Raw genomic sequence first — 15,153 nt, 5'->3', positions numbered from 1 at the left:
TGGTGGTGACACCGGCGGGTTTTTCATGTCGCTCTTCTGGAGACGATGCGGAAGCCGATGTAGCTGGCAACGGCCGTGAATTCCATCATGGGAATGATGACGCCGAAGCCTGTCAAAGGTGAACCGATGAGGGAGGCTGCAGCACCGCCGGCGAAGCCCGATCCCATCTGGATAAATCCCATCATGGCCGATGCCGAACCGGCGATATGCGGGAAGGGCGCAAGCGCTGCTGTCACCATCGAAGGGGTCAGCAGGGCGATGCCGACAGTCGCGACTGCAACGGGCCCCATGATCGAAAGGAACGATGGCGGCATCAGGAAAACTGACAATAAAATAAGGAGGCCGCCGGTTCCGGAAAAACAGAGGCCGATCACGACCGAGCGCCGGTCTCCCAGTCGGGGCGCGATGTAACGCAGGGCAATCGAGCCGAAGAAGTAGGCGCCTGTCTGCATCAACATGCCGATGCCGAAGGCGGTGGGTGTCATGCCGACCTCGTTGATAAGGATGAAAGTCAGCATGGTGGCCTGCGCATAAAGTGCGCCGATGGAGCCACCAAGCACCAGTGCAGCCAGAAGGAAACGTGGCGCGCTGAGCAGTGCGCCGTAGGCCGACAGGAGCCGCCTGGGCCGGATCAGGCTCCTGTCCGGAACCGTTGTTTCCCGCAAAAAAATCACGACGGATAAAATGGCGATGGCTCCGAGCCCGACCATCAGAAAAAACACGGATTTCCAGCCGAAAGCCGCGAGTGAAAGTCCACCGATCGTCGGTCCGAGAGCAGGGCCGACCGCCAGCATGATACCAATGAGATTCATGATGCTGGAGGCTTCGGCGCCGGTAAACTGGTCGCGCACCACGGCACGCGCCACCGTCATACCGACCGAAGCACCGATGCCCTGAACCAGCCGGGCGAAAAGCAGCACTTCGATCGTCGGCGCGGAAATGGCCACCAGGCCGCCGCCCAGAAAGATCAGGAGGAAGACGATGCTTGCCTTTCGCCGACCGAAGGCATCCGATGCCGGCCCGGCGAGCAGTTGCGCCAGCGCGAACCCGGCAAAATAGAGGGACAGGCTGAGCTTGACGGCGGACTGGTCAGTGGCAAAAACCCGCGTCAGTTCCGGCATGGCGGGTGTGTAAATCGCCATGGATATGGGCGCAAGCGCCGTCAAAAACGCACCAAGCATCGCCGTGCGTTTCGTGGACATGATCGGTTTTGGCGACATGGTGATCAGCCGTTCTGCCCCGGTTGTTCCGGCTGCAGATTGTCACGAAGGGTTTGCAGAAAGTGGCGGAACAGCGCCACCTCCTCGTCACTCAGGCCCTGGGTAGCGTGGCGGACGAGTTCATCTATTTCCTGCCGGACGGCTTCCAGCATGTCGGCTGAGGATTTGGTCAGCACAATACGCTTGGAGCGTCTGTCCTGCGGGTCCTGCTGCCGCTCGATGAGATCGAGGGACTGCAACTTATCAAGATAGGCGCAGATCGTCATGGGTTCTATTCCGAGGCGAGCGGCGATGTCCGACTGTTTGCTGCCGTCAACGACAGCGACCGTCAGCAGTGCGCGCGCCTCGCCGGGGGTCAGCCCCAGTCCGGCCTCGGATATACGGCGCTCAAAAGCACTGTTCAGCAGGCGTGCACCGCTGTTCAGCAAAAATGCCAATGAATCTTTTTCGCGTTTCGTGCCCATGCTTCGCCTTTTCGTAAGTCAGCCTTACTAAAATCCGGGCGATAATCAATGGTACACAAATCATATTACCGAAAATCGAGTAAACTATATGTCACTTCGATCGCAAGGTATCCCGCAACCCGGTCTAGGACCGTCACGCCAAAGCAAAAAAAGACAGAACGTCCTGCATTTTTTCAACCTCGTCTGCGGTGCCGATGGAACGGGCAATTTCAGCTCGGTCGGAAAAATAGGTCAGGAAGTCGAATTCCGTGTCCTCGGTCACATCAGCTATGTCGATGACCTCACCGCTGGCACTGAGGGTTTGTGCCGGAAGTTCGGACGAAAGTTCAAAAAGGGCGTCCTGGCTGGTTTTTTGCCGCATGGTAATAATCTCGGGCGATTTCGCGCAGGTCGCGCGGGCTGATGCGGGTAAAATCTATCCCTCTTACCGTCTCTTCAAAGCCTGAGGCTGCATCGGATTTTCCGGCCTTGCCGAAATCGGCAATGCCCACGGATCTTGCGTTTCTGGAATTGTCCCTGAAAAGGAAATTATTAGAGGACCTTAAAGAATAAATCTCCATAATACATATCTCCGTCATGGGATATTATTTAAAGAAGCAGACCATGATGTCGTCATATCGGTCAATACTTGGCAATGAGGGCGAGTGCGTATTCCACACCAAATTCCGATATTGAATTGGCGGCGGCGGCGTGCCCATATGGCTAAACCGGAATTGTACGAGGAACATGAAATGCCATCTGAGACCGCGCTTTATCCCGCACTCGTTCACTGGAACGGTCACAATGGTCTGCCAAAATTCGATTCAGTCAGGGATGAGGATTTCGCTCCGGCCTTTGACGCCGCACTTGGTTCCCATGAGCAGGAGATCGATGCGATCGCAGCCAATGTCGAGGCGCCGACATTTGTAAACACTGTAACTGCGCTTGAGGTCGCGGGTGACGATCTTTCACGCATTTCGGCGCTGTTCTGGAACAGGGCAGGAGCGAACACCAATGGCGTGATCCAGGCGCTGGAGCGGGAGATTGCTCCGAAAATTTCGCGGCACTATTCTAAGATCGGCATGAACGAGGCTCTGTTCAAGCGCATCGATACCTTGTGGGAAAAACGCGAGACACTTGGGCTGACGGGTGAGGAAAACCGTGTTCTCGAACGGCACTGGAAGGGTTTCGTGCGCTCCGGCGCGAAATTGCCGAAAGACCGGCAGGAGCGGCTGGCGGCGATCAATGAGGAGCTGGCCGGTCTCGGTGCAAAGTTCGGGCAGAATGTACTGGCGGATGAAAAGGACTGGAAGCTCTTGCTTTCCACGGAAGAGGAACTTGCCGGCATTCCCGGTTTTCTGCGCGACGCAATGGCGGGTGCGGCCCGGGAGCATGGCGAGGATGGCAAGTTCGCCGTCACCCTTTCCCGTTCCATCATCGAGCCCTTCCTGACCTTTTCCGAACGTCGAGACCTGCGCGAACAGGCCTTCAAGGCATGGGTGGCGCGCGGTGAAAACGGCGGCGAGACCGACAACCGCGAGATCGTCCGCCGCACGCTTGAACTGCGCGGGGAGAAGGCGAAGCTTCTCGGTTATGCGAATTTCGCCGCCTACAAGCTTGACGACACGATGGCAAAGACGCCCGATGCCGTAAACGGCCTTCTGGGGCAGGTCTGGGAAAAGGCCGTTCGCCGCGCGGGTGAGGAGGAGGCTGAGCTTGCCGCCATCATCGCCGCGGAGGGCAAAAACCACGACGTTCTGCCATGGGACTGGCGACATTACGCCGAAAAGCTCCGCGCTCAGAAATTCAATTTCTCCGAGGCGGAACTGAAACCTTATCTGCAGCTGGAAAAGATCATTGAAGCCTGTTTCGATGTGGCCGCGCGGCTGTTTGGAATTCGTGCCGACGAGGTCAAGGGTGTCGCCGCCTATCACCCGGACGTCCGGGTTTTCGAGATCCGCGACGACCAGGGCGATCTGAAGGCCATGTTCCTCGGCGATTATTTCGCGCGGCCCTCCAAGCGATCAGGCGCATGGATGAGTTCGTTCCAATCGCAGCACAAGTTGCCGCTGAAAAATGGTACGGTCGGAGAAATCCCGATCATCTATAATGTCTGCAACTTCGCCAAACCGGCCGAAGGTAAGCCCGCGCTTCTTTCGCTTGACGATGCGCGTACACTCTTCCACGAATTCGGCCACGCACTGCATGGCATGTTGTCCGATGTCACCTACCCCTCGGTGTCGGGAACGGGCGTATCGCGCGATTTCGTCGAATTGCCCTCGCAGCTTTACGAGCACTGGCTGACTGTGCCGGAAATCCTGGAAAAATATGCCCTGCATTACGAAACCGGTGCGGCAATGCCGAAGGCGCTGCTGGACAAGGTTCTGGCTGCACAGACCTTCAATGCCGGCTTCAGCACGGTGGAGTTTACCTCTTCGGCGATTGTCGACATGGCGTTCCACACGCGCGACAGCGTCGACGACCCGATGGCCGTGCAGGGTGAGGTTCTTTCAACGCTCAACATGCCTGAATCCATCGTCATGCGCCATGCGACACCGCATTTTCAGCACGTTTTCTCCGGCGACGGTTATTCCGCTGGATATTATTCTTACATGTGGTCGGAAGTGCTGGATGCCGATGCCTTTTCCGCCTTCGAGGAAACCGGCAATGCCTTCGATAGCGATATGGCGCGGCGGCTGAAGGACAACATCTACTCCGTCGGCGGTTCCGTGGATCCCGAGGAAGCCTATCTCGCCTTCCGCGGCAAGATGCCGAGCCCGGACGCGATGCTTTCGAAGCGCGGTCTCCTATAAGAGACTGTCATATTTCTGAGCTAGAAGCTGAGCGCAGGGGGCTTATGACATGAGCCCCCCTTTCGCATTTGCAAAAAAAAGGTTATGAGCGCGCCAAACTAAATTGGCGTTTCTCATCAATATAGCGCCCAACCTCAGAGATTTTGAACAATGGCACTTCGCAACATCGCGATCATCGCGCACGTTGACCATGGAAAAACGACGCTTGTTGACGAGCTTCTGAAGCAATCCGGTTCGTTCCGTGAAAACCAGCGCGTGATGGAACGCGTGATGGATTCCAACGACATCGAAAAAGAGCGCGGCATCACCATTCTCGCCAAGGCGACCTCGATCGAGTGGAAAGATACCCGCATCAACATCGTCGACACCCCCGGCCACGCCGACTTCGGCGGTGAAGTCGAGCGTATCCTGTCGATGGTGGATGGCGCCATCGTTCTCGTTGACGCTGCCGAAGGCCCTATGCCGCAGACGAAGTTCGTGGTTGGCAAGGCGCTGAAGGTCGGCCTTCGCCCGATCGTCGCCATCAACAAGATCGACCGTCCGGATGCCCGCCATGAGGAAGTCGTCAACGAAGTCTTCGACCTTTTCGCGGCTCTGGATGCAACCGACGAGCAGCTCGACTTCCCGATCCTCTACGGCTCGGGCCGTTCCGGCTGGATGAACGTCAATCCGGAAGGCCCGACTGATGAAGGTCTTGCACCGCTTCTCGATCTCGTCGTCAAGCACGTGCCGGAGCCCAAGGTCGAAGAAGGTCCGTTCCGCATGATCGGCACGATCCTCGAAGCCAACAACTTCCTCGGCCGCATCATCACCGGCCGTATCGCTTCCGGTTCGATCAAGCCGAACCAGGCGGTCAAGGTTCTCGGCCAGGATGGCAAGCTGATTGAAAACGGCCGCATCTCCAAGATTCTTGCTTTCCGTGGCATCGAGCGCACCTCGATCGAAGAAGCCCATGCAGGGGACATCGTCGCCATCGCAGGTCTCTCCAAGGGCACCGTCGCCGACACGTTCTGTGACCCGGCCGTCATGGAGCCGATGCAGGCGCAGCCGATCGATCCGCCAACCGTTACCATGTCCTTCATCGTCAACGATTCGCCGCTCGCCGGCACCGAAGGCGACAAGGTGACGAGCCGCGTCATCCGCGACCGTCTGTTCAAGGAGGCCGAAGGTAACGTTGCGCTGAAGATCGAAGAATCCGCCGACAAGGATTCCTTCTTCGTATCTGGCCGTGGCGAATTGCAGCTGGCGGTTCTGATCGAAAACATGCGCCGCGAAGGTTTTGAGCTTGCCGTTTCGCGTCCGCGCGTCGTCATGCACAAGGATGAGAACGGCCAGCTGATGGAGCCGGTCGAAGAAGTCGTCATCGACGTGGATGAGGAGCATTCCGGCGTCGTCGTGCAGAAGATGTCCGAGCGCAAGGCCGAAATGGTCGAGCTTCGCCCCTCGGGCGGCAACCGCGTCCGTCTGGTGTTCTTCGCGCCGACCCGTGGTCTGATCGGTTACCAGTCGGAACTTCTGACCGACACGCGCGGTACGGCCGTCATGAACCGCCTGTTCCACGACTACCAGCCTTACAAGGGCGAGATCGGCGGTCGCGTCAACGGCGTTCTGCTGTCGAACGAGTCGGGCGAAGCTGTTGCCTATGCTCTGTTCAACCTCGAAGATCGCGGCCCGATGATCATCGATGCCGGTGAGAAGGTTTATGCAGGCATGATCATCGGCATTCATAGCCGTGACAACGACCTCGACGTGAACGTGCTGAAGGGCAAGAAGCTCACCAACATCCGCGCCGCCGGCAAGGATGAAGCGGTGAAGCTCACCCCCCCGATCAAGTTCACGCTGGAGCGCGCGCTTTCCTGGATTCAGGATGACGAACTCGTTGAAGTCACGCCGAAGTCTATCCGTCTTCGCAAGCTCTATCTCGATCCGAATGACCGCAAGCGTTTCGAAAAGGCAAAGCTTGCTGCCAGCTGATCGGTTCGATCCCTGTTTCGAAAACCCGGCCTTGCGCCGGGTTTTTTTATGCATTCTTTTTTATGTGTGCATGAGTCGAAAGGAGCTTTGCCAAAGGTTAAGGATGCGTTAATTTTTTCTGGTCGTCCACATGAATAGGCTGTGGGTAAGCTTGCCGGCGTTAACCTTTATGACTGGTAAGTTTCCGTGGCCGGGGCCAGAATCGCGTTATGAAAACGTTATCCATCGATGTTCGCCGTGCTGAACCGCATGATGCGCGCGCCATATCCGAGGCGCACCGTCTGTCGTGGCAACAGGCCTATGCCGGGCTTATCCCGCATCGGCCGTTGACGCAGATGCTCGAGCGCCGTGGCGAAATCTGGTGGAAAAAGGCAACCAAGGGTTCAGCAACCATGCTGGTGGTTGAAGTGGCGGGCGTTGTTGCCGGCTACGCGACGCTGGGCCTCAGCCGGGCGCGCGGACTGCCGCATGACGGCGAAATTTACGAACTCTATCTCCGTCCGGAATATCAGGGCATCGGCCTCGGATCACTGCTTTTTACGGAAGCGCGACGGTTGCTGACCTCGCTTGGCTGCAACGGTATTGTCGTCTGGTGCCTTGAGGACAGCGATGTAGCCAATCGCTTTTTCCGCTCGCATGGCGGGCGCGACATTGCCGAAGGCATGGAAGATTTCGGTGGCAAATCACTTCGCAAGGTCGGTTTCGTCTGGAATTGACGGCGCAAATTCCGGGATTGTCGTTTCGCGTCCGTGCGTGACCGCATCGCTGGCACCCAATTTATCCATTATGCCTTATATGCCCACAGCCGTGTTGCAATGCGCAGACTTTCCCAGTATCGAAAACCAAATCCAACCCGCGAATGAGGGAAGCGAATGCGTATCGATGCAATTTCCGTAGGCAAAAATCCGCCGGAAGACGTTAATGTTATCGTTGAAGTGCCGGTCGGTGGACACCCGATCAAGTACGAGATGGACAAGGATGCCGGTGCGCTGATCGTTGATCGCTTCCTCTACACGCCGATGACCTATCCGGGTAACTATGGTTTCGTACCGCACACCCTGTCCGACGATGGCGATCCGATCGACGTTCTCATCTGCAACACCCGCCCGCTGGTACCGGGCTGCGTCATCAATGTTCGTCCCATCGGCGTGATGATCATGGAAGATGATGGCGGCAAGGACGAGAAGATTCTGGCGGTTCCGGTTCCGAAACTGACCCGTCGTTACGACAAGGTCAATAATTACACCGATCTTCCGGAAATTACGCTGAAGCAGATCGAGCACTTCTTCGAGCACTACAAGGATCTGGAGCCCGGCAAGTGGGTGAAGATGGGCGGCTGGCAGGATGTCGACGTTGCCAAGAAGCTGATCGTCGAAGCCATCGAGCGCTACAAGGCGCAGGGCTGATCTGGTCTAAAGCTTCTTGAATCGGTCTTCAAAATCCTCCGGGTCGGTGTCGATCCGGAGGATTTTTTTGCGCGCCGTTTCGCCCGAAACGAAGCTGATGGCGGTTTTGGGTACGCCAAGTTTCTTTGCCAGCAAAACAGTCAGGGCCTTGTTCGCCTTACCGCCTTCCGGCACGGCGCTGACCCGGGCCTTTAGCTGCGCGTTTCCGTCCGCATCGAGCTCGACTCCATCAATCGCGTCCCGCCCGCCATTCGGCGTGAGGCGAACGGAGAGCCGGATATGATCACCGTGTTTTTGCCAGCAGCCGTTCACGCGAACATCGGGTACAGCGTGTTCCACATGAAGGATCGGATGAAGAAGATGATCAGGAGCACGATGATCGGCGAAATGTCGATGCCACCGAGATTGGGCAGAACGCGACGGATGGGGCGCAGAACCGGTTCCGTGACATTGAACAGAAAGCTGCCGATGGCGTTCACGAACTGGTTGCGGGAATTGATGACGTTGAAGGCGTAAAGCCATGAAAAAATGGCGCTGCCAATCAGCACCCAGGTATAGAGGTTCAAGGCCAGATCGATGGTCTGAAACAGGGCAAGCATCAATATCTCCGTATCTTGGTTGCAAGACATTTAGACATTCGTCGCTGAACCGGCAAGTGTTGCGCCGAATCGTAATCATCACCGGTTAGATTCACCTGCCGTGATCGTGGTCTAACTCATAACCCGGCGGCAGGATTTCACGCAAAAACCGCTCACACTTTGCGCGATCGCGATGGTGAGGGCTGGCGATTCCTGTCATATCGCTTTATTGCCATCACACATTTTCCTCGCGAGCACCCAGCCGATGTCTCTTCCTTCTGCCGAAAACCGTTTCGGTGCATTCCGGCATTCATCCTATCGACGTTTCTTCAGCGCCCGGTTTTTTTCGGCCTTTGCCATACAGATCGTCAGTGTTTCGGTTGGGTGGCAAATGTATGAAGTGACCGGCAATGCCTTTTATCTCGGCCTGATCGGTCTTTTCCAGTTTCTGCCGTCCCTTCTCTTGATCCTTGTTACCGGAACGGTTGCCGACCGGCACAATCGCCGGCGTATTATGGCCATATGCCTGATGGTTGCGGCGCTCTGTGCCGTCGCTCTTCTTGCGCTGACACTCACGCACAGCTTTTCCCCTTGGCCGGTATTCGCCGTTCTTGTCGTCTTCGGCATAGAGCGCGCCTTCATGGGACCGGCGGTCCAGTCGCTGGCGCCCAATCTCGTGCCGGTAGAGGATTTGCCGAACGCCATCGCCTGGAATTCTTCTTCCTGGCAGATGGCCTCCATTCTCGGTCCCGTTGCCGGCGGCCTGCTTTATGGCCTCGGCGCCTCCGTTGCCTACAGTGTGGCGCTCGTGCTTTTTATCGTCTCCGCAGGACTTGCGGTGGCGATCCGCAAGCCGGAACAACGCGGCCCGGCAAAGGCGATCAGCCTCGAAACCATGCTCGCCGGGTTTAAATTCATCTCGCAGGAAAAGATCGTCCTCGGTGCAATATCGCTCGATCTCTTCGCGGTGTTGCTGGGCGGCGCGGTTGCATTGATGCCGATCTTTGCCAAGGAAGTGCTGACGCTCGGCCCGTGGGGCCTCGGACTTCTGCGCGCGGCGCCCGGTATCGGCGCCATCACCGTCGCCGTTATTCTGGCATTCAAGCCCATTCGTCACCATGCCGGCCTACTGATGTTCGCTGGCGTTGGCCTTTTCGGCGTTTCAACCGTGGTCTTCGGACTTTCGCAAACCGCGTGGCTGTCCATCGCCGCGTTGGTAGTCATGGGCGCATCGGACATGGTATCGGTTTATGTGCGAGAAACTTTGATCGCGCTTTGGACACCGGATGAGGTACGCGGGCGTGTGAACGCGGTGAACATGGTCTTCGTCGGCGCATCGAACGAACTGGGTGAGTTTCGTGCCGGCACCATGGCTCATGTTGTGGGTGCCGTTCCAGCCGTTGTCATCGGCGGGGCTGGCACGCTCGCCGTGGCGGTCATCTGGGCGCTCGGCTTTTCCAAGCTGCGCAAGATCGACAATCTCGACGCGCCGCACTGACAGCGATGGGTCTCAGATCGTCTTGGCTTTTCTTCGAAGCGCAAAAACGATCCAACTTTTTGTTTTCACGGATTTTCCGGACGTAAAGCCGCAGCGCATCTTTACCGGAAATGCTCTAGCGCTGCGCCTTGCCCTCAAAAACCAGATCGAGAAAATTGCTGAGCCATGCCCTGAGCGGCGTATCAAACAGCATGCGGCCTTCCAGATGCTGGCTGCCCACCTGGGCATTGGGCATGCCGAAACGCTGCGCGCCGCGCACCACCCAGCTATGCATCATGGCACGGGTCAGTTCGGCGTGAAACTGCAGGCCCCAGGCATTTTTTCCATATCGATAGGCCTGGTTGGGGTAGGTCTCGCCCGATGCCAGAAGTTCGGCTCCACGCGGCAGCTCAAAGCCTTCGCGATGGAAGTGATAGACCATCTTCGGCCAGTGCGGCATCAGAAGCCGCCCATGTTCGGTGGCATGGAGCGGATACCAGCCAATCTCCACCTTGCCGTCCCTGTCGGCTTCCACCCTGCCGCCCAAATGTTTGGACAACATCTGCGCACCGAGACAGATGCCGAGAAAAGGCTTGTTTTCCTTCAGCGGCACTTTCAGCCAGTCGATTTCGGCTTTGACATAATCATGCGGATCATTGGCGCTCATCGGGCCGCCGAAAATGATGGCTCCGGCGTGTTTTTCCAGCGTCTGCGGCAGGTCATCGCCGAGCGCGGGACGCCTTACATCCAGACGATACCCTTTTTCCACCAGCATCTGGCCGACGCGACCGGGCGTGGAGCGTTCCTGATGCAGGACGATGAGCAGCGAAGGTTGTTGTTTCTGTTGCCTGGAGGGGTCAAACAGCATCGTCTTCGTTTTCGCTTTCTTCAGCGGGTCCGGACCTCGTGGCGGCCTGCTGACGTTGCAGGACCCTGTCGCGCACGGAAACACCCAGCAGATCCGCGACACGCCAGATCACATGGTCTTCCATCTCGCTTCGTTCGCCGTCAGCGTAAACAATATCCCATAATATGCCAATAAGCTCCACGCGCTGATCTTCATCCAGGTGGCGACGGATATCGGTGGTAAAGCGGTAATAATCGACGGCTTCCTTGCCGGCCTCCTGGCCGGCGGCGAGCAGGGCATCAAGCTTGCCGCCGTCGAGATGATAATATTCATGCAGAATTTCGCGAAGACGATCACGCTCGCTTTTCGAGATGGTGCCATCGGCTTCCATGACCTGGAAACAGAGGGCGGCTACCGCCACCCTCAGATCATCGGGACTGAAATCACCTGCCTGCGGGCCGACGAGGTTCTGAATAAACGACTGTATTTGCTGGAACATCGATAGCCTGCTCGTCAGAAGAGTTTGAGCCGTGTCTTGGGTTCGGCTTCCGCGCCGGATTTCTTCACACCCGGATCATCTGGCGCACCGCCGAAAAAGGGCACTGCTTCGGCCTTTTCATTCGCCGCTTCGGTTTCCACCGGCGCTTCGATCGTGACGGGCTTTTTCTCCGTCGGAGCCGAAACACTCGGTTTTACCTCTATGGGCTCAGCCGAAGCCTGCTTTGGCTCCGCACGGGTCTCGGGCGCGGTTTCCACGACGACAGTCTTTACCGTCGGTTCGGTCCTTGCGGGTGCTGCGGCAATCGCGTTTTCGATTGTCAGATCTTCAACAGGGCCTTCCAGCTGCCCGAAAGGCGCTTTCCATTCGAAGGCATCGAGACGACCCGTGACAGGCGAGACCGGCAGCCATTTTTCAGAGACGATACCGTCGGCGACCCATGCCGGATCACGCGGCGCGCGCAGTGCCTGCGCCATCCAGTAGCGCACACGGCCTTGATCGCCGGTTTCGGCCTCCTCGATATCAGCCATCAAGAGGAAGATGCTTTCGCGCGGCTCGATCCGGGCGGCGGCCTCGGCCTTCGTCCGGGCCTTGGCGAATTCCTTGGCGTCGAGCGCCGCCTGCGCCACTGCAAACAGGGATTCGATGTTGTTGGGCTTCAGACTTTCAAGCCGCTCTGCCCGCTTCAGACGGTCGATGGCGGTATCGCCGCTGCGGGCGCGTACGTAAAGTTCGGCGATCTGCGGATGCGGATCGTTTTTCCAGACGGGTTCAAGAATCGCGGCGGCCTTGCGCAGATTGTCTTCGCGCAGGTAGGACTTTGCCGCGATAAGCGCTGCCGGGACGAGGCCTTTTGCAAGCTTGAGAGCGTGCTTCGCGTCCTCGCGCGCACCTACCGGGTCGCTTTCCAGTTTCTCGCCGGCCTTGGCAGTGAGAAGCACGGCTTTCAGCCGCTCCGCCTCGCCGCGTTCGATGACGCTGGCCGCCTTCTGCTGATCAAGCAGACGGATGGCATCGTCCCACTGCCCATTGCGGCATCGGTTTTCCAACGTCGCCTGTGCCGCCCATGGCAGATAGGGTGCTTTTTCCGCGGCGTCCTCGGCATATTGCTGGGCGGCTTCGTAAGCGCCCTGACGACGTGCCTCGATATAGAGGCCGCGAAGGCCGAGTTCACGCGTTTCGGGATCACGCGCCATGGCCTCGAACTTACGGCGCGCCTCATCATATTTGCCTTCGATGAGATCGGCCTGTGCATCGAGCAGGTGAATTAGCGGCTCCTGATCGGCACTCAGTAGTCCCTGCGTGCGGGCCGTCATCTTCCGTGCAAGAATGGCATTACCAGCGCCAGCGGCGATGAGGCCAGTGGAGAGCGCCTGATAACCGCGGTCGCGCTTGCGCGCGCGGAAATAACGACGGGCGGCATTAGGCGAAGTCCATACGGCGTTGACGATCCACCAGAGCAACATGGCAGCAGCGATGAGCGCCGCGATGATGGAGGCTGCGACCATCAGGCTCATTTCGATCAGCTGACCTTGCCAGACGATGGAAAGGACGCCCGGCCTGTCAGCCAGCCAGGAGAAACCGAAACCGAGGGCCAGAACGATAACGGCGAAAGTCAGAATTCTGGTCATGCCCTTACCCCTGCCTGCCGGTGCTAGTGATGGCGCGGTTCAACGTGCCGCCCACCAGATTTTCGACCTCGACGCGCGCATCCAGAGATTTCTTGTAATCGGCGGATGCCGTCTTGGCGGCATCCGGAAGACCGTTCCACTCAAGTGCTGCGCCCTGAAGATCGCCATTGCGCAGCTTGTTTTCCATGCGTGCGATCCTGGCTTCGGGGGTTTCGCCTTCGATGTTTCCGACGGGTCGCACCTTCACCAGCGAAAAGGCGCTTTCGGTCAGGCGTTCCATGATGCCCTGATTGGGGTCAGGCTGGTTTATGGCTGAGAGCATCGCATTGGCGACATCGGGGAACTTCTGCATCAGCTCCGAGCGTGATGGTACGCCGGTTGCGGCGAAGGATTGCAGCGATGCGATGGCCGGATCGTCGAGCGTTACCTTGGACAGGGTATCGAGTTCCGTCAGGAACGGTCCACCGCGATCGATCGCGGCCTTCAGCGCGGCCGATGCTATAGCGCGGGCGACTTCGATATCGTCGCGCGGCTCGTTGATCTTGGCTTCAGCATCAGCGAGACGGCGTGTCAGTTCCGCTGTCGCCGAAGTCTGCGCAGACCGTTCCGACTGGAGAGCCGCTTCGAGGGCGGTGATTTTCTCTGACAGCCCATCGACCTGCGAGGCCTCCCCCTTCACGCCTTCAAGGGTTGCGATGCGCTGTTCCAGCGCCGAGGTGTCGGAGGCTGGCGCATTGGCAAGCTGCTGGCGCAAGCTGTCCAGATCGGTTTTAAGGGCAGCGATTTCCTCGCTTCCCGCCTTGCCTGCATTAAAGGAGGGCAGGATGCCTGCATATTGCATGCTGCCGGCGGCGGCGAGCGCCACAAGGCCGCCGACGATACCTGCCGCGATCAGGCCCGAGGTCGCCGCCTGTTTGCTTTCGACCCGCTGCGGTATGGAGGGCTTTGCCGGTCCTGAGGACGAGGTCGCGGTCGAAGGCTTTGCCGTGGTGGCGCCGCCGGATGCGCTGGTGGAGGCTGTGGATCCGGAGGCGGGCTTTGCTGTTGCAGCCGAGGCAGCGCTCGTGTGGGCGGTGCCTGTCGAAGATTTAGTATCGGCTTGAGGCGGAGCGGAGGAGGGCGAGACAGGCGTTTTCTGTCCGTTATCCAGGTTCTCCGCCTTCGGTGTCGCCGCCACGGCGTCCGCTTTCCCGACATTGGGCTCGGGCTCGAGAGGGGGTCTCTTTGGCTGATCCCATATCGGTGCGGCATTGCCTGTTGCGGTTGCTTCCGATCTGATATCCGAAACTGCGGAATCCGCTGCGGTCTCCGGGGTTTTGTCACCGGGCTTTTTGTCGGTCTCGGCGGCATCCACGTCGGCGGAAACTGCTTTCACGTCTTTGGCGTCCAGGTCGATCGTGACCGGTTCGGCTTTGGACTTGGAGTGGCGTGGCGGCTTTCCCGATACCATGACAACCTCATTTCTGCCTGCAGTACTCTTAAACCTAGTCAGTGACGGCGGCAAAGGAAAGAGGCGAGCTCGAATTAGGTTCCAGAGTTGCGGTGCAGAAGTTCAAACATTGCAGCCTCGCTCGGCTCTTTGGCAGCAACCGCGTTTACGCGGAAGATTTCCGGAACGAGAGAAAACACGTTGCGGCTGATGCAGATGAATTGTGTTCTCGCCAACGCCTTTTCGTATTTTTCTGTCGATACATGATGGAAAAATGCCCGCGCCGCTTCCGATGAATAAAGCAGGACCACATCCGCCGCGTTTTTCACCAGGGCCGTTTCGAGCACAGTTTCAGGAACGTTGCAGGGCAGCATCTCGTAACAGTCGACCGTTTTGAAGGCAATGCCGGCGGCGGCAAGGCCTTCCTCGAAGACGGCGCCACGGGGTCGGCCGGCGAGATAAAGCAGGGGTTCTTTCTCGGAAAACAGGGCCGCGCGTTCAGTCACCAGCGCGTTCAGACTTACGGCGTCGCCGGAAGCGGTGAGAATGTGTTTGAAACCGATTTTTTCCGCCGCTTCAGCCGTTGTCCTTCCGACGGCGAACAGCGGTTTCGAGAGATTGGGAACCAGCCGGTCTCGTGATGTCTCCAGTGCCCGCAAAGCCTCTGCGCTGGTCACGGCGATGGCCGCCATTGGGTGCGACAGCGCCGAGACGGCGCGCTTGTGATGATGGACGGGATAGAACAGCGGCAGTAGCGCCGGCGTGTGGCCGAGCGCTTCGAGTTTTGCGGCCGTCCTTTCGCCCGAACGCTGCGGCCGGGTGACGACGATCCGCAT

At 58.3% G+C, this 15,153-nt stretch carries 16 protein-coding genes; 5 read left to right on the top strand and 11 right to left on the bottom strand.

Going from position 1 to position 15,153, the window contains the following annotated elements; translation table 11 throughout:
• Window positions 1-23: 23 nt before the first annotated feature.
• The 4 genes from BLU28_RS20220 to BLU28_RS26625 all read right to left on the bottom strand — a co-directional run bounded on the left by BLU28_RS20220 (window position 24) and on the right by BLU28_RS26625 (window position 2,244).
• Window positions 24-1,220, bottom strand: a complete 1,197-nt coding sequence (locus BLU28_RS20220) for a multidrug effflux MFS transporter (RefSeq protein ID WP_022556953.1) — start codon at window positions 1,218-1,220, stop codon at window positions 24-26.
• A gap of 5 nt (window positions 1,221-1,225) precedes the next feature.
• On the bottom strand, window positions 1,226-1,684 hold the full coding sequence (locus tag BLU28_RS20215; RefSeq protein ID WP_077987001.1) for a MarR family winged helix-turn-helix transcriptional regulator: 459 nt from the start codon (window positions 1,682-1,684) through the stop codon (window positions 1,226-1,228).
• Between the two features lie 133 nt (window positions 1,685-1,817).
• Entirely contained in the window at window positions 1,818-2,045 is a 228-nt protein-coding gene (locus BLU28_RS26630) for a hypothetical protein (protein WP_234794423.1), read from the bottom strand.
• The gene (locus BLU28_RS26625) at window positions 2,011-2,244 is read right to left on the bottom strand and encodes a hypothetical protein (RefSeq protein ID WP_234794422.1); all 234 of its coding nucleotides are present in this window, start codon (window positions 2,242-2,244) and stop codon (window positions 2,011-2,013) included. Before BLU28_RS26625 ends, BLU28_RS26630 begins: the two co-directional genes overlap by 35 nt.
• Window positions 2,245-2,415: 171 nt before the next feature.
• Here BLU28_RS26625 and BLU28_RS20205 point away from each other — a divergent pair, with 171 nt between their 5' ends.
• From BLU28_RS20205 to ppa, 4 genes are all read left to right on the top strand, one after another.
• Window positions 2,416-4,476 (top strand): M3 family metallopeptidase, encoded by a 2,061-nt coding sequence (locus BLU28_RS20205; RefSeq protein WP_077987002.1) that lies wholly within the window; start codon window positions 2,416-2,418, stop codon window positions 4,474-4,476.
• A gap of 150 nt (window positions 4,477-4,626) precedes the next feature.
• Window positions 4,627-6,450, top strand: coding sequence for a translational GTPase TypA (gene typA / locus BLU28_RS20200; protein ID WP_004443860.1), 1,824 nt, complete (start codon window positions 4,627-4,629; stop codon window positions 6,448-6,450).
• Window positions 6,451-6,659: 209 nt separating this feature from the next.
• Window positions 6,660-7,166, top strand: coding sequence for a GNAT family N-acetyltransferase (locus BLU28_RS20195; protein WP_006698245.1), 507 nt, complete (start codon window positions 6,660-6,662; stop codon window positions 7,164-7,166).
• A gap of 156 nt (window positions 7,167-7,322) precedes the next feature.
• The gene (gene ppa / locus BLU28_RS20190) at window positions 7,323-7,856 is read left to right on the top strand and encodes an inorganic diphosphatase (RefSeq protein ID WP_004443856.1); all 534 of its coding nucleotides are present in this window, start codon (window positions 7,323-7,325) and stop codon (window positions 7,854-7,856) included.
• Window positions 7,857-7,862: 6 nt separating this feature from the next.
• Here ppa and BLU28_RS26395 read toward each other — a convergent pair whose 3' ends face one another.
• Together BLU28_RS26395 and BLU28_RS26390 are read right to left on the bottom strand one after the other, a co-directional pair.
• Complete coding sequence (locus tag BLU28_RS26395; RefSeq protein WP_004443852.1) at window positions 7,863-8,168, bottom strand: DUF167 domain-containing protein; 306 nt, start codon at window positions 8,166-8,168, stop codon at window positions 7,863-7,865.
• A complete protein-coding gene (locus tag BLU28_RS26390) occupies window positions 8,165-8,455 on the bottom strand; it encodes a YggT family protein (RefSeq protein ID WP_004443850.1) in 291 nt (96 codons plus the stop codon). The genes BLU28_RS26395 and BLU28_RS26390 overlap by 4 nt, the downstream gene beginning before the upstream one ends.
• A gap of 244 nt (window positions 8,456-8,699) precedes the next feature.
• Here BLU28_RS26390 and BLU28_RS20180 point away from each other — a divergent pair, with 244 nt between their 5' ends.
• Complete coding sequence (locus tag BLU28_RS20180) at window positions 8,700-9,932, top strand: MFS transporter (RefSeq protein WP_022556949.1); 1,233 nt, start codon at window positions 8,700-8,702, stop codon at window positions 9,930-9,932.
• A 115-nt stretch (window positions 9,933-10,047) separates the two neighbouring features.
• On the opposite strand, the gene BLU28_RS20175 is transcribed toward BLU28_RS20180, so the two are convergent.
• The 5 genes from BLU28_RS20175 to BLU28_RS20155 all read right to left on the bottom strand — a co-directional run bounded on the left by BLU28_RS20175 (window position 10,048) and on the right by BLU28_RS20155 (window position 15,153).
• A complete protein-coding gene (locus BLU28_RS20175) occupies window positions 10,048-10,779 on the bottom strand; it encodes a glutamine amidotransferase (RefSeq protein WP_035207930.1) in 732 nt (243 codons plus the stop codon).
• Window positions 10,769-11,257 carry a tellurite resistance TerB family protein gene (locus BLU28_RS20170; RefSeq protein WP_004443844.1) on the bottom strand — a complete coding sequence of 163 codons (489 nt, stop codon included), beginning with the start codon at window positions 11,255-11,257 and terminating at the stop codon, window positions 10,769-10,771. Before BLU28_RS20170 ends, BLU28_RS20175 begins: the two co-directional genes overlap by 11 nt.
• Window positions 11,258-11,271: 14 nt before the next feature.
• Window positions 11,272-12,888, bottom strand: coding sequence for a heme biosynthesis protein HemY (locus BLU28_RS20165; RefSeq protein ID WP_035207929.1), 1,617 nt, complete (start codon window positions 12,886-12,888; stop codon window positions 11,272-11,274).
• Window positions 12,889-12,892: 4 nt separating this feature from the next.
• Entirely contained in the window at window positions 12,893-14,338 is a 1,446-nt protein-coding gene (locus tag BLU28_RS20160) for a COG4223 family protein (protein ID WP_077987003.1), read from the bottom strand.
• A 74-nt stretch (window positions 14,339-14,412) separates the two neighbouring features.
• Complete coding sequence (locus tag BLU28_RS20155; protein WP_077987004.1) at window positions 14,413-15,153, bottom strand: uroporphyrinogen-III synthase; 741 nt, start codon at window positions 15,151-15,153, stop codon at window positions 14,413-14,415.

The organism is Agrobacterium pusense, from assembly GCF_900102105.1.
GTDB lineage: Bacteria > Pseudomonadota > Alphaproteobacteria > Rhizobiales > Rhizobiaceae > Agrobacterium > Agrobacterium pusense.
The sequence above is the reverse complement of the archived record's forward strand: the minus strand, read 5'-3'. Positions and strand labels throughout refer to the sequence as shown.

Bases quoted from the DNA above. Each gene is read 5' to 3' on its own strand.
- BLU28_RS20160 (WP_077987003.1), bottom strand. From the start codon at position 14,338: ATGGTATCGGGAAAGCCGCCACGCCACTCCAAGTCCAAAGCCGAACCG.
- BLU28_RS20195 (WP_006698245.1), top strand. From the start codon at position 6,660: ATGAAAACGTTATCCATCGATGTTCGCCGTGCTGAACCGCATGATGCG.
- BLU28_RS26630 (WP_234794423.1), bottom strand. From the start codon at position 2,045: ATGCGGCAAAAAACCAGCCAGGACGCCCTTTTTGAACTTTCGTCCGAA.
- BLU28_RS20155 (WP_077987004.1), bottom strand. From the start codon at position 15,153: ATGCGGATCGTCGTCACCCGGCCGCAGCGTTCGGGCGAAAGGACGGCC.
- BLU28_RS20180 (WP_022556949.1), top strand. From the start codon at position 8,700: ATGTCTCTTCCTTCTGCCGAAAACCGTTTCGGTGCATTCCGGCATTCA.
- BLU28_RS20165 (WP_035207929.1), bottom strand. From the start codon at position 12,888: ATGACCAGAATTCTGACTTTCGCCGTTATCGTTCTGGCCCTCGGTTTC.
- typA (WP_004443860.1), top strand. From the start codon at position 4,627: ATGGCACTTCGCAACATCGCGATCATCGCGCACGTTGACCATGGAAAA.
- BLU28_RS20175 (WP_035207930.1), bottom strand. From the start codon at position 10,779: ATGCTGTTTGACCCCTCCAGGCAACAGAAACAACAACCTTCGCTGCTC.
- ppa (WP_004443856.1), top strand. From the start codon at position 7,323: ATGCGTATCGATGCAATTTCCGTAGGCAAAAATCCGCCGGAAGACGTT.
- BLU28_RS20220 (WP_022556953.1), bottom strand. From the start codon at position 1,220: ATGTCGCCAAAACCGATCATGTCCACGAAACGCACGGCGATGCTTGGT.
- BLU28_RS20215 (WP_077987001.1), bottom strand. From the start codon at position 1,684: ATGGGCACGAAACGCGAAAAAGATTCATTGGCATTTTTGCTGAACAGC.
- BLU28_RS20205 (WP_077987002.1), top strand. From the start codon at position 2,416: ATGCCATCTGAGACCGCGCTTTATCCCGCACTCGTTCACTGGAACGGT.
- BLU28_RS26390 (WP_004443850.1), bottom strand. From the start codon at position 8,455: ATGCTTGCCCTGTTTCAGACCATCGATCTGGCCTTGAACCTCTATACC.
- BLU28_RS26625 (WP_234794422.1), bottom strand. From the start codon at position 2,244: ATGGAGATTTATTCTTTAAGGTCCTCTAATAATTTCCTTTTCAGGGAC.
- BLU28_RS20170 (WP_004443844.1), bottom strand. From the start codon at position 11,257: ATGTTCCAGCAAATACAGTCGTTTATTCAGAACCTCGTCGGCCCGCAG.